The sequence below is a fragment of the Synechocystis sp. PCC 7339 genome, from assembly GCF_019924095.1.
In the GTDB taxonomy this organism is placed as follows: Bacteria; Cyanobacteriota; Cyanobacteriia; order Cyanobacteriales; family Microcystaceae; genus Synechocystis.
Genome location: NZ_CP063659.1, coordinates 1,811,694 through 1,824,687, shown reverse-complemented (window position 1 = coordinate 1,824,687; position 12,994 = coordinate 1,811,694). Strand labels below are relative to the sequence as shown.

Genomic DNA, 12,994 nt, shown 5'->3' with positions numbered 1-12,994 from the left:
TAACTCCCGGTGACATCAAGATTAACTCAGCGATTAATGGGGAAAAAGTCGTAGCCAGTCACATGGCTGGGGGAAGGTTTAATTTGTACCAAGGTAGCTTGCCCCGCCCGATCGCCGTTGGGCAAAAAACTAACCTCGCCATTGATGGTACTGGAAACAAATTCCGGTTCTGTCAAAGCCTTTTGTAAGCCTGGGCGACTGGGAGCAATGGCCAGGGCATTGGCCATCGTATAAACCGCATCGTAGGTGGCCGCCGTGCGCCAAGACACATCTCCCCCCCAAAACTTGCGGGCGGCCTCAGCAAAGGGGCGATTGGCCTCACTTTTGGAACTCCAGGGAATAGCCACCATTAAACCCACCATGCCCCGGCCTTGTTCCAACGTTTTAATCGTAGACAGGGGACTATTGCCATAGAGCTTTAAGCGACCCCGGTTGGCATCACCCAGGGCGAAAGCACGGTCTAGGCGGTCAATATGGGGCAAAATTAGCAATCCCTGGGCCCCACTGGCAACAATTTCCGCCATCTTAGCTTGGCCGTTGAAATTGGCTTCACTCAGGTCACAGACGGTGGGGGCTAACTGGCCGCCGCTAGCTAACAAACCAGTGGTAAATTCTTGGTAAAAAGAAACTCCATCGGGGGCTTTGGAATCGTAGCAGACTGCCACTTGGTCAACTTCTTGGCTGACCCTTTGCACCAGGGTTTGGGCAGAGGTGTTGATCTGGGGAATGACCCGAAAAATACGGTCGCCAACATTGGTAATGCCATTGGCGTCGCTGGTGGCATTGACCAGTACCAATCCCCCCGCTTCGTAGGTGGGGGCAGCACTGAGGGTGGCACTGCTGGCATTGTGTCCCACCACCCCAAGGATTTGATTCTGTTTGACTAACTCCCCGGCAAACTGTTGGGCCAAGGTGCCATCATTGGCGTCATTGATAATGGTGATGTGCAAAAAACGACCGTCAATACCGCCCTTTTGATTGATTTCTTCCTGGGCCTGGGCCGCCCCCCGCAAAATTTCCTGGGCAATGTTGAGGCTACTGCCCACCGGGGCCACCACCGCTATCTGGAGGGGATTATGCTCCAAAGCCCGCAGATTGTTGAGGTAGATCCAGGCTTCAGGATCATTGGGGGACTTTTCCAAATGTTGAGTTAATTGTGCTAACGCTTCTGCGTTTTTACCCTCGGCGATCGCCTTGGAAGCAAATAATTTGGTTTCATTGTCCATGGTGGGCACCAGGACCCTTTCCCCTGCGCTGGCATTGGCCTGTAATTCCCTCGGCATGGGGCTCGTGGTGGACAGACCAGAAGTGACCGCAGCAGGATTCATTCTGTTCAATAAAAACCAACCTCCTCCCCCCACAATGCCCAGGGTGACTAACAACGCACCGATTAAAATGGGGATCTCATTTTTGCTGGACATATTGACACTCACACTTAGGGGCGACCGACCAAAGAGAGCTTGGTAGGCATCAAGGGTATTTTCTTTACCAACATATTAGACCCCCAACCCTGCCCCCATGGTTTCCCTCCGTTGTAGTTAGCGAATGGCGATCGCCTTGTGCCTGCCATTAACAATGGGAAAATATTGTTATCGATTTATTTCCTTGCAGACTTTGGCCCCTAATTCTTTGCCTGATAATTCCCCCAATCCCACCGCCTGGGCAAAACCATTACAGATTGGTTCCCTCACCCTCCACAGCCGGGTGCTCCAATCCCCTTTATCGGGGGTAACGGACTTAGTGTTTCGGCGATTAGTGCGGCGCTATGCTCCCCAGGCCATGCTTTATACGGAAATGGTCAGTGCCACGGAAATTCACCATCTCCGCACCTTGCCCCAGGTGATGGAAATTGATCCCCAGGAAAATCCCATCAGTATTCAACTGTTTGACTGTCGGCCGGACTTTATGGCGGAAGCAGCGCAAAAAGCGGTGGCCCAGGGAGCTCAATCGGTGGACATTAACATGGGTTGTCCGGTCAATAAAATCACCAAAAAAGGGGGCGGTTCTTCCTTACTGCGACAACCGAAAGTAGCCGAAGCCATTGTCAAAACTGTGGTAGCGGCGGTGGATGTACCTGTTACCGTCAAAACCCGCCTTGGTTGGGATGATCAGGAAATTAACATTGTCGAATTTGCCCAGAGATTGCAGGAGGCGGGGGCACAAATGTTAACCCTCCATGGCCGCACCAGGGCCCAAGGTTATAACGGTCAGGCCCGCTGGCAGTGGATTGCCAAAGTTAAACAAGCTCTATCAATCCCAGTCATTGCCAATGGGGATATTTTTTCGGTGGAAGCGGCGATCGCTTGTTTAGAACAAACCGGGGCGGACGGGGTGATGTGTTCCCGGGGGAGTTTGGGTTATCCCTATTTAGTGGGGGAAATTGAGCATTTTTTTAAAACTGGAGAGAAAAGAAGGGCTCCCACGGTGGCGGAAAAATTAACCTGTGCCCAGGAACATCTGCAAATGCTTTGGGAATATAAAGGTCAACGGGGTTTATTCCAAGCCCGTAAACATTTGGCGTGGTATTGCAAAGACTTTCCTGGGGCGGCACAGTTGCGGGAACAGCTTTTTCAGATCAATTCTGTGCAGGAGGGCAAAGATTTACTGGATCAAGCTATCAGCACAGGAAAATTGTGCCTGTAATGATTTTAACCATTGGGCTTCCTGACGGCGATCGCCAATTATTTCTAAAACCCGGATGGAAGTGGAATTGTTTCTTGGCCATTGTTCTTTCAATTCCCAAAGGTTAGTAATAATTTGGTGTTCCACTCCATAGGTGCGACAAAGTTGACTGAAATCCACTCCTTGGGGCGTAGCAAAATAGGTTTCAAACACATCTTCACATTGGGCAATGGGTAGGGTTTGGAAAATACCGCCACCGTTATTATTGAGCAGAATAATGGTTAGATTACCCTGCATTTGGGACTGATTTAAAAAACCATTGCTGTCGTGCAATAGGGATAAATCGCCAGTTAATAATACTGTCTCCCCTGGGCTACGGTGGGCAATACCCATAGCAGTGGAAAGGGTACCATCAATACCGTTGGCTCCCCGGTTAACAAACATACGATGGTGATCGCCGTTGACGGGCCAGAAAAATTCCAGCCAGCGCACAGGCAAACTATTGGCCACCAACAAATTAGTTTGGGGCGCTAAGCAATGGGCCAATTGGGCCACCATTAAAGGGGTATGGGCATCGGCTAGGGCAGAAATGATAATTGTTTGGCTTTGGCGTTGTTTTTCCTGCCAACTATGGGCATAACTTTTCTGTTCTGCATCGGGGGTTAATCTCTGGCTATCTAAATAGTCCGCTACCTGGGCAACGCTGGTGGGCAAGTAAATCGTTTGTCCTTGCAGGGGGTCTAAATTTTCCCCGTGGAAGTTCAAAATATAACGGGGACAATCAATGGTGCTGAGCCAATTTCGCAACGCTTTACTAGTGGGCAATTCACCAATTTGAATAATTTGCTTTGGCACTAACTGTTTTGCCCAACTGGGGCAACGGATCAGAAAGTCATAATTGGTAATTAAAGCGGTCTGGCCATCGTCATAGTTACGCAAAGAGCAAAGGGCATCGCACAGTACGGGATAATGCAACGCTCTGGCGATCGCCAAAATATCTGTCAGCAAAGCAGGGGTTTCACCACCGGGCAGAACTCCCACCAGGATCAAACCCAATGGGCTGAAGTCAGGCTGGGGCGGGGAAAAAGCGGAAGTAACAGAACTCGAGGGCAAGGAAATCACTTCTCCCTGATTCATTGCTGCAAACGTTGTTAGCCCCCGATAAAAATGCTCCTCGTCAAATTCTCTGGCTAGATGCTCTAAGCACTCTGAACCATCTTCCAGGGGCACTAGAGGTTCATCAAAGGGGCAATTGAGATGCACCACCCCCAACCCAGGCCAAAAACATTTTTGCCAACTATGGATCGCCGTTTGCCGCAGATAATGGCAATAATCCATGTTAGGCTCCGGTAAAGCCAATTCCGTTTGCCACTGGGGATAGTGGCCATAGAGCTTGTTCTGGTCAATGGTTTGCCCGGCCCGGCAATGACGCAATCTCGGGGGGCGATCGCCAGTTAGCACCAACAAAGGCACCTGACTGTAATGGGCTTCAATAATGGCGGGTAGGAAGTTGGCCGCCGCCGTACCGGAAGTACACACTAATGCCACTGGTTGCCCTGTGCGTTTGCCATGGCCCAAGGCAAAAAAGCTAGCGGAACGTTCATCCAAACTAACTACACAGTCAATACCTCCATGGCGGGCCAATGCCACCGTTAAGGGACTGGAACGGGACCCAGGACAAATAACCGCCTGCCGGAGGCCCAGTCTGAAACAGGTTTCCACCAAAAGAGAGGCGGCCAAGCTATTGAGGTTAGTGAAATCAACCATGCCCCACGCTCAAATCAATCGGGCTGGAGGAAGGTTGGTTTTGTTCGCCATTACCTTGGCCCAGGTTAAGCACCGCCACTGTAAGGGCCGCAATAATAATCACTATGCCCCCCGCAATTAACAACTGGCTGGTTTTGGAAAGGGCCAGGAATTTGGCTGCCAAGCTCCCAGAGCGATGGGCTGGCTCCGGTTGTTTTGCCATTGTTGGTGGGGGATCTAAGGGCGGATTGAGGGGAATTTCCTCCGGAGGTAGGGGCGGCTGGGTATCAAAGGGGCGAGAAGCCAATGATTCTTTGGGATCCTGTTGGGGAATGGGATGCTCCGGTTCCGTTTCCTTGGGCTTGGCCACTGGCTTTTGGCTGAAGTCGGGATAGGCGATCGCCTTGAGTCCAAACTCCGTATCCCCAGCAAAATCTTCTTCCAGAGTAGTTTCATCTTCTCCGGTGGCGGCGGCCGTTTCCGCCTGGGTGGGGGTAGGGACGGAGGGGGAAATTTGGCAGTGCATAAGGGCAACAGAAACATTGTCATGGCCGTTAACTTGGTTGGCCAACTCAATCAATCGAGGCACTGCTTCGGCCACCGGGCGATCGCCTTGGAGCACCGGCAGAAAATCATCTTGCCAATACTGCTCTACCCGATTGTTGTCACAGAAGCCATCGGAACAGAGTAAAAAGAGACAATCCGTGGGCACAATCAAGCGCTGAATAATGGGATGGAGTTGCCCCGCTGGCCCCAATCCCACCGCTTGGGTTAACGCCCCCGATCTGGGTAATTCCACCGCATGGCGATAGAGCATCAACCCCAGCCGCACTTCCCTGGAAGCCACGTCATCGTCCACCGTCACCTGTTTACAGCTATCCTTGGTCAGCCAATAGCAACGGGAATCCCCCACATTGGCCAGGAAAAACTGCTGAAAATCCGCCAGGGCCATCACCAGGGTGGTGCCCATCCTTTCCCTTTCGACCCTTTCCTCCCGGTCATTACGGCGATTGAGTTGCTCGTTAACTTCTTCGATATCTTCCTTGAGATGCTGGATGAAACTGCGGATTTGGTCCGGCTCATTCATCTGTTTTTGAATCTTGGAAATGATCCGAATTGGCAAATGATCAATTACCCATTGGGAAGCAATTTCCCCCCCTTCCTGGCCCCCCACCCCGTCACAAATGAGGGTCATGGTGTTGGCCAACTGTTGCCCTTCTATGGGGGTTTCGCTGACGGGAAAACAGGCGTCTTCATTATGGTCTCGACTGGGGCCCCCATCGGTTTGGGCAAACACTGTATAGCTAAAATCATACTGCTCTGCCAAGGATTGAATGCCCGTGTCCAACACCCGCAACAGGTAGTCCGCGTGGGGAATTTTGCCCTGTTTTAGCCTTTGCCACAGGGTCTGACAAAAATCGGCGATCGCCGGATGGGCATTGGTCAATAACGGCTCCCACACCCCGGCTAAATATTTGGTTTCATAAAATTGGTGCTCATCTAGCTGCAACTGCTGGAGAAAAATTTGGGGGCCCTGCACCCTCAACCAGTCAAATTCCAATAGGCTAGACACCACCCCCTGCCTTTGTAACGGTTGCCAAAGACGAATCATTTGCCAGAGCCAAGTTAACTGCTGTAGGGGTGAAGCCTGCTCCCACATTTCCCCCAGGGAGGGCAACAAACGGTCATGGAGAGGTTCCCCTGCTTCATCTAGCGGCACCGGGCCATAGTCCAACAACCAGACTGATAAATCCTTTTCGGCATCCCAACTGGGAAAATAGTCATACACTTCCGGCACATTGAGACGAAAGGGCAGGAGCTTCTGGTAGGGCAAAATATAATTCGGGATTTCCTCTGGCCCCTCTACCCCCAGGGCCGGCATAGTGTCCAACAACACCTGGGGCCGCACCAACAGATAACGTTCCAGTAGCAATTCCCCCGGTTGATAGGCCTTGATCCAATCCCCCACTGCCCACAGATAACGTTTCAGCAGAGGGGTTTGGCAGGTCTGGCACAGGCGATCGCCTAGATCATTGGGGGCTTGGCAATCGCGGTTGGAGCAGTGAACGGTCGGCACAGCATTACCCCTCTAACAAATTTCTGATTAATTTTAAGGAAATATGCAATCTTAAGAACATTTCCAAAAAGTTGTAATAGGCTAAAAGAGAAAAAACTGCCATTGTTTGCAAAATTGACCCAAGAGGATTATGAGCGCTGAAGCTGTCATCGAAAACCGAGACTATACCCTAATGATCGATAAAAGCAGTAGCATGGCCACCGCTGATGATCCCAATGGCCCCACTCGCTGGGAAATAGCCCAAGCTTCGACCATTGCCCTGGCGCAAAAATGCGAAGAAATTGACCCCGACGGCATCACGGTTTACCTATTCTCCGGCCGCTTCCGTCGTTATGACAATGTTACGGCTCAGAAAGTTGCTTATATTTATGCTAACAACGAACCCATGGGACGCACCGATCTAGCCAGTGCCCTCAAGGACGGTTTGGATAATTTCTTTCAGCGGCGCCAGGCGGGGCAAACTAAGCCCAACGGAGAAACTTTTTTGATCATCACCGACGGGGAACCCACCGATCGTAAAGCGGTGATCCGTTTAATTTTGGAAGCGAGCCAAAAAATTGACCGGGACGAAGAATTGGGCATTTCCCTCATTCAGGTGGGCAACGATAAAAAAGCCACAGCTTTTTTCCAGGCTTTAGACGATCAATTGCAGGCCGCAGGAGCTAAGTTTGACATTGTGGATACTGTCACCATGGAAGATATGCAGGGCATGAGTTTGAGTGATGTTTTGCTCAAGGCAATTATGGACTAGGGGAATACCCAGGCATGGTGCTGATTTTATTATCTGAATGGAAAAAACGCCTGAGCTTATTGCCCCTCCAACTGACGGGAACGGGGGTATTTTTCCTTTGTCTGACCACGGGGGTAGGGGCCCAGACCGATCGCCTTTGTCCGGCAGAACTGGCACAAAAATTGGCAGCCCATTTACAACAACCGGATTTGGGCCGGGCCCAATGGGGCATTGCCATCCAACCTTTAACGGAATCCCAGCCTGTTTACCAATATCAAGCTGATCGTTTTTTTATCCCTGCCTCTAACCAAAAATTAATTACCACCGCCATGGCTCTACAGGAACTGGGGCCAGATTTTCGCTTTACCACTAGGGTTTACCAACTCGATGGGGGGAAAAACGTCCAGGTTGTCACCAGCGGCGACCCCAGCTTGGCTCTGGAAGACCTGACGGCGATCGCCAAGGGCTTAAAAGATAAGGGGGTAACGGTAATTGAAGAATTGGAGTTAGTTGACACCATTGCCCCCCAACATTACCAACGCCCCAGTTGGGAATGGGATGATTTGCACTACGGTTATGCTCCCCCTGTCAATGGCGCAATTTTGGCCGGTAACCAAGTTACCCTCACCCTCACGCCCCAGGACTTAGGAAAACCCTTGGCCACGGAATGGTCCGATACCATTGCTGGAGAACAATGGCAGATTACTAACCAAACCCAAACGGAAATTGAGCCAGGCCAGTCTCCCCAGGTACGGCAGATTTTTGGTCAACGGCAATTGGTCATTACCGGCGCTCTGCCCCCGCAGGGGAACCCCGTGAGATCACCTTGGCCGTGGCAGACCCCCCAGGTTATTTCCTCGCTAGTTTGCAACAAAAGTTGGCGGAACAAGGTATTACTGTCAACTCCCACAGTCTGAACACCAACACCACGGCGATCGCCCCGGTTCCTTTGCTAACTCTGACTTCCCCTCCTCTCAGGAAATTGATCAAGACGGTAAACCAAGGCAGCAATAACCTCTATGCTGAAGCTTTGCTCAACGCCATCCAACCGCCTTCCCATGGCACCAATTGGCAGTCTTACTTGGAAAAGCTCGGCCTAGTCCCCACTACGGTTAGATTACGGGATGGCTCAGGACTTTCACGTCAGGATCTGGTAACGCCCCAAACCCTAGTACAACTTTTAATTAATCAAACCCAAAGGTCAACGGGGAGAATTTATCAACAATCCCTTGCCGTTGCTGGGCGATCGGGCACCCTGGAGCGGAGTTTCGCCGATACTCCCCTGGTGGGCAAAATGTGGGGCAAAACAGGCACCCTCACAGGGGTAGTCTCCCTCACAGGCTATGTGGAAAACGACCATTGGGGCCCAGTGGCATTCAGTTTTATGGTCAACAACAGTGATCTGGGGGCTACGGTGCTACGGGAAGCAATGAAGCAGATGGTGCTTTGGACCGCCGAGGTGGAAAAGTGTCAGCCCAGTGGTCAATGACCCAATAACTATTGCCGGCTAAATAACTATTGCCGGCTAACGCCTCAACGCCTCGCACTTAAACAAAGGTAAGAGTCCACCACTCTGCCAGTACGGTGACAGTTGACCAAGAGGTAGTCACACACAGGACAAGCGGTTTCAGTGACAATTTCCTTTTCAATCAGGGATTGCTGACGGACGGCATGGTTTCCGCAGTTGGGGCAGTGGATGGTCTGCTTGGTAAGGATTTGGGGAGCTTGGATCGCTCGGTGGTACATGGTCATGGTGATTTCTTCGGATACTTAAAGAAGGTTTGTTAAAAATTAAGCCAAACAGGTCAAATTACGGCGCTAAAAAACGATAAAATTCCTGTAAGATTTGCAAAATAAAGCACAGTTATAAAGTCGCAGTTAAGGGAAGGCGAAAACTACTTGCAATGGCAGTTAGTGCTGATCCCCATGGCGGTCAAGTCCATTTACGCCGTTCAGAGGCCTGGATGATTAGCCAGAAAAAACAACGCCGCTGGTGAACTTTATTGGGCTGCAGTGACCTGGCTAAGATCCAAAAACTAACATTCCCTCCGGACTGTTCAGGTTTTCTTAACTATTAATTAAGCTTTGCTAGACAATCGCCATAGGGTGGTTAATATGGAGCAAATCCTTGATCCCCATGGTTTTTTTTCGTTTTTGTCCCAGGATAAACCGCTAAGAATGGCGGAAAAGCCAGTTTTGGCCTCCATACCTAGGGCCAGTGCCATGGACTACCTAGGAACGCCCTGGCATCTGGTCATCAAACGAATACCCGGTGTTGCAACGAAGGCATTTGCTGGCGTACTTGTTTGAGGCGGTCGGGGTTAATTTCGGCGATCGCCAGACCGGGTTTTTCTCCCGCATCGGCCAGAATCACTCCCCAGGGATCAATGATCATGGCGTGGCCGTGAGTGTGGCGTCTTTCGTAATGACAACCGGTTTGGGCCGGGGCAATGACGTAGCAGGTATTTTCAATGGCCCGGGCCTGGAGCAACACTTGCCAATGGTCTTTGCCAGTGTAGGCAGTGAAAGCGGCGGGCACAAAGAGAACATCTGCCCCTTGGCGGGAAAGGTAACGGTACAGTTCTGGAAAACGAACGTCGTAGCAAATGGAGAGCCCCAAATTACCAAAGCTATCGGAATGGTACACCGGGGGATATTTTTGCCCGGCCATCACCGTGGCCGATTCCCAATAGGTGTTGCCGTCGGGCACATTAACATCAAATAAATGCACCTTATGGTAGCGGGCCAATTCTTGCCCGTTGGGAGCAATCAAAGTGGCTGTGTTATAGGCTTTACCTGCCTCCCCTGCCACCGGAAAGGGAAAGCCCCCCGCCAGAATAGTCACCTGGAACCGTTGGGCCATGGTCTGCAAAAATTTTTCCGTCGCGGTGGCGATCGCCGAAGCCTGTTCCAGTTTGTCTGTTTCATTACCCAAAAAAGCAAAGTTCTCCGGCAAACCCACCAACTCTGCCCCCTGGCGCACTGCCAAATCGATTAACTCCTCTGCTTCTTGTAAATTCTCGGCTAGGTTGGGGCGGCTGGTCATTTGCAGGGCAGCGGCTAAATACGGTTTCATGAAAATTCCTTGTCAGAAAGAAGCAGTGGGGGCTAGCAGTTCATTTTATCCTGATCGGGTGTAGGGACGGAACTTGCTCCCAAAAAGAGGAAGAGGGCTTCACATCTTAAGATATTATGGAGAAAAACTTCTTTAAAGTTTGGCCTTTGCTACACTGAAGTCCCCCGCTTTTTAAGATTGTGAATTTCAATTTATTTTTAAGAATCTATTTTTAGTCTCATTGATAAGAATTTCTAAGGGTAATAACAAGGTTTACTTAACAGCCCCCCTTGAAAATCTATCCTCAGGAGTTTGGGGAAGGAACCATTAATGTTGACTATTCTAGGCATGGTGGTTAACCAAACTAAATATTATCCACGGCACTTTTACAAACTTTTTTTGATCGAATGCTTGATTCTTCCGTACCCACTTTTTCCGTCACCACTCCACTGTACTACGTTAACGACGTGCCCCATTTGGGCAGTGCCTATACTACGGTGGTAGCGGATACCCTGGCCCGCTTCAAAAGATTGCAGGGCTATGAGGTGTTGATGATCACTGGCACCGACGAACACGGGCAAAAAATTCAACGTACCGCCGAAGCCCAAGGCCTTGATCCCCAAACCCATTGTGACCATATTGTGGTCAAGTTTAAGGAACTATGGCGATCGCTCAATATCCGTTACGATCGTTTTAGTCGTACTACCGATCCCCACCATTTAGCCATTGTCAAAGACTTTTTTCAACGGGTCTGGGACAAAGGGGATATTTACCTGGCCCAACAACAGGGATGGTACTGTGTTGCCTGCGAAGAATTTAAAGAAAAAAGAGATTTATTGGAGGATAATCATTGCCCCCTGCATCCCAATCGCAAGGCAGAATGGCGGGATGAGGAAAACTATTTTTTTCGCCTTTCCCGCTATCAGAAACCATTGGAGGAACTGTACGCCCAACGACCGGAATTTATCCAACCCAGTAGTCGTCGCAATGAAGTGTTAAGTTTCGTCGCCCAGGGATTGCAAGACTTTTCCATTTCCCGGGTCAATTTGGACTGGGGCTTCCCCCTCCCTAATGATCCCAACCATACTATTTATGTTTGGTTTGATGCTTTGCTGGGCTATGTCACCGCCCTCTTGGGGGAGGAGGAAGAACCTAGTTTAGCTAATGCTTTGGCCCAATGGTGGCCCATCAATTTACACTTGATTGGCAAAGATATTTTACGGTTCCATGCGGTCTATTGGCCGGCCATGTTGATGTCGGCGGAATTACCGATCCCTGCCCAGGTTTTCGGCCATGGCTTTCTCACCAAAGATGGGCAGAAGATGGGGAAGAGTTTGGGCAACACCGTTGATCCCCTGGACTTAATTAACCGTTATGGGGAGGATGCTTTCCGTTACTATTTCCTCAAGGAAATTGAGTTTGGCAAAGATGGGGATTTCAACGAACAACGGTTTGTCAATGTGCTCAATGCCGATTTGGCCAACGACTTAGGAAATTTGCTCAATCGCACCCTGGGCATGGTGAAAAAATACTGTCAGGGGCAAGGTCCCCAGGTAATGGCCACGGATTTAGCCCCCGATAATCCCCTCAAAGCCCTGGGCAGTCATTTGGGGGAACAGGTGAGCAGTGCCTATGAAAGACTGTCCTTCACCGATGCCTGTGAAGCAATTTTTACCCTGGTGAGAGCTGGGAATAAATACATCGATGACATGGCTCCCTGGAAGTTATTTAAACAGGGCAGTCAGAAGGAAGTAGAAGATGTGCTGTACAGCGTATTGGAATCGATCCGGCTCTCGGCCTATCTCCTCTCCCCCATCGTTCCCCGCCTGAGTACCAAAATTTATCAGCAACTGGGTTTCACTTGGGATTTTGACCAGTGGCGATCGCCGTTGGAGCAAGCGGAAGAATTCAACCGTCACCAATCCTGGGGGCAACTATGTGCAAATCAAAATCTGCCCTCAGCCCAGCCTATTTTTACCAAACTGGAGTTATCGGCAGAGGAGTAGAATCGAGAAACTGACCTAGAAAGTCAGTGCCAATCTTTTGAAGATTTTTTAACAAAAATTAACATTTTTATCACTTTTCCGCTTTTTCCCTTTGAAATTTTTTTTAAAACCCCTTTAAATTACGATTTAATCATTTAGGAACACCATGTTTGAGGATTTTGAACAGGATGCACTGTTTACACCGGATCAGTTATTAGAAAACCGGGGCAGGGTGGCCATTTTCATTGATGGTTCCAATCTTTTTTACGCGGCCTTACAACTAGGCATTGAAATTGATTACACCAAATTACTGCACTGTTTAACGGGCGGCTCCCGACTGTTGCGAGCTTTTTTCTACACCGGGGTAGACCGCAGTAACGAAAAACAACAGGGATTTTTACTTTGGATGCGCCGCAATGGTTACCGAGTGATTGCCAAAGACTTGGTGCAATTGCCGGACGGCTCTAAAAAGGCTAACCTAGACGTGGAAATTGCCGTGGATTTGATGTCCTTGGTGGGTTCCTATGACACCGCTGTAGTGGTTAGTGGAGATGGAGATTTGGCCTATGCGGCCGATGCGGTCAGTTATCGGGGGGCGCGCATTGAGGTGGTGAGCCTCCGTTCCATGACCAGTGATAGTTTAATCAATGTTTCCGACCGTTATGTAGACCTGGACAGCATTAAGGAGGAAATTCAAAAACAACCCCGCCCCAACAGTGGCTATCGCAGCGTCAACCCCATGCCCGTTTTTTCCCAAGAAAAATCTACCTAAATAGGAA

At 50.1% G+C, this 12,994-nt stretch carries 9 protein-coding genes and 1 pseudogene; 5 read left to right on the top strand and 5 right to left on the bottom strand.

Features of this window, described 5'->3' with window-relative positions:
- Positions 1-26: 26 nt before the first annotated feature.
- Positions 27-1,421, bottom strand: a complete 1,395-nt coding sequence (locus IQE94_RS08615) for an ABC transporter substrate-binding protein (protein ID WP_223343162.1) — start codon at positions 1,419-1,421, stop codon at positions 27-29.
- Between the two features lie 154 nt (positions 1,422-1,575).
- Between IQE94_RS08615 and dusB the strand changes: the two genes are divergently transcribed.
- Positions 1,576-2,643 (top strand): tRNA dihydrouridine synthase DusB, encoded by a 1,068-nt coding sequence (gene dusB, locus IQE94_RS08610; protein ID WP_223343161.1) that lies wholly within the window; start codon positions 1,576-1,578, stop codon positions 2,641-2,643.
- On the opposite strand, the gene menD is transcribed toward dusB, so the two are convergent.
- Together menD and IQE94_RS08600 are read right to left on the bottom strand one after the other, a co-directional pair.
- Positions 2,602-4,389: a 2-succinyl-5-enolpyruvyl-6-hydroxy-3-cyclohexene-1-carboxylic-acid synthase gene (gene menD / locus IQE94_RS08605; protein WP_223343160.1), complete on the bottom strand. Its 1,788-nt coding sequence runs from the start codon at positions 4,387-4,389 to the stop codon at positions 2,602-2,604. The two genes, dusB and menD, sit on opposite strands and share 42 nt — an antisense overlap.
- Positions 4,382-6,445 (bottom strand): PP2C family serine/threonine-protein phosphatase, encoded by a 2,064-nt coding sequence (locus tag IQE94_RS08600; RefSeq protein WP_223343159.1) that lies wholly within the window; start codon positions 6,443-6,445, stop codon positions 4,382-4,384. Before IQE94_RS08600 ends, menD begins: the two co-directional genes overlap by 8 nt.
- 130 nt (positions 6,446-6,575) lie before the next feature.
- Between IQE94_RS08600 and IQE94_RS08595 the strand changes: the two genes are divergently transcribed.
- Both IQE94_RS08595 and dacB read left to right on the top strand, forming a co-directional pair.
- Positions 6,576-7,196 carry a VWA domain-containing protein gene (locus IQE94_RS08595; protein WP_212717486.1) on the top strand — a complete coding sequence of 207 codons (621 nt, stop codon included), beginning with the start codon at positions 6,576-6,578 and terminating at the stop codon, positions 7,194-7,196.
- 14 nt (positions 7,197-7,210) lie between these two features.
- Positions 7,211-8,664, top strand: a pseudogene (gene dacB, locus IQE94_RS18855) (D-alanyl-D-alanine carboxypeptidase/D-alanyl-D-alanine-endopeptidase).
- Between the two features lie 44 nt (positions 8,665-8,708).
- Here dacB and IQE94_RS08585 read toward each other — a convergent pair.
- Positions 8,709-8,927 carry a hypothetical protein gene (locus IQE94_RS08585; protein ID WP_223343158.1) on the bottom strand — a complete coding sequence of 73 codons (219 nt, stop codon included), beginning with the start codon at positions 8,925-8,927 and terminating at the stop codon, positions 8,709-8,711.
- Positions 8,928-9,432: 505 nt separating this feature from the next.
- On the bottom strand, positions 9,433-10,251 hold the full coding sequence (locus IQE94_RS08580) for a carbon-nitrogen hydrolase family protein (RefSeq protein ID WP_190595793.1): 819 nt from the start codon (positions 10,249-10,251) through the stop codon (positions 9,433-9,435).
- Between the two features lie 386 nt (positions 10,252-10,637).
- On the opposite strand from IQE94_RS08580, the gene metG reads away from it, so the two are divergent.
- Positions 10,638-12,236 (top strand): methionine--tRNA ligase, encoded by a 1,599-nt coding sequence (metG, locus tag IQE94_RS08575; RefSeq protein ID WP_223343157.1) that lies wholly within the window; start codon positions 10,638-10,640, stop codon positions 12,234-12,236.
- 145 nt (positions 12,237-12,381) lie between these two features.
- Positions 12,382-12,987 carry an NYN domain-containing protein gene (locus IQE94_RS08570; protein ID WP_223343156.1) on the top strand — a complete coding sequence of 202 codons (606 nt, stop codon included), beginning with the start codon at positions 12,382-12,384 and terminating at the stop codon, positions 12,985-12,987.
- Positions 12,988-12,994 lie beyond the last annotated feature (7 nt).

What these genes read in the sequence shown, in the direction of transcription:
- IQE94_RS08615 (WP_223343162.1), bottom strand. Translation starts at nt 1,421, where the DNA reads ATGTCCAGCAAAAATGAGATCCCCATTTTAATCGGTGCGTTGTTAGTC.
- dusB (WP_223343161.1), top strand. Translation starts at nt 1,576, where the DNA reads ATGGGAAAATATTGTTATCGATTTATTTCCTTGCAGACTTTGGCCCCT.
- menD (WP_223343160.1), bottom strand. Translation starts at nt 4,389, where the DNA reads ATGGTTGATTTCACTAACCTCAATAGCTTGGCCGCCTCTCTTTTGGTG.
- IQE94_RS08595 (WP_212717486.1), top strand. Translation starts at nt 6,576, where the DNA reads ATGAGCGCTGAAGCTGTCATCGAAAACCGAGACTATACCCTAATGATC.
- IQE94_RS08585 (WP_223343158.1), bottom strand. Translation starts at nt 8,927, where the DNA reads ATGACCATGTACCACCGAGCGATCCAAGCTCCCCAAATCCTTACCAAG.
- IQE94_RS08580 (WP_190595793.1), bottom strand. Translation starts at nt 10,251, where the DNA reads ATGAAACCGTATTTAGCCGCTGCCCTGCAAATGACCAGCCGCCCCAAC.
- metG (WP_223343157.1), top strand. Translation starts at nt 10,638, where the DNA reads ATGCTTGATTCTTCCGTACCCACTTTTTCCGTCACCACTCCACTGTAC.
- IQE94_RS08570 (WP_223343156.1), top strand. Translation starts at nt 12,382, where the DNA reads ATGTTTGAGGATTTTGAACAGGATGCACTGTTTACACCGGATCAGTTA.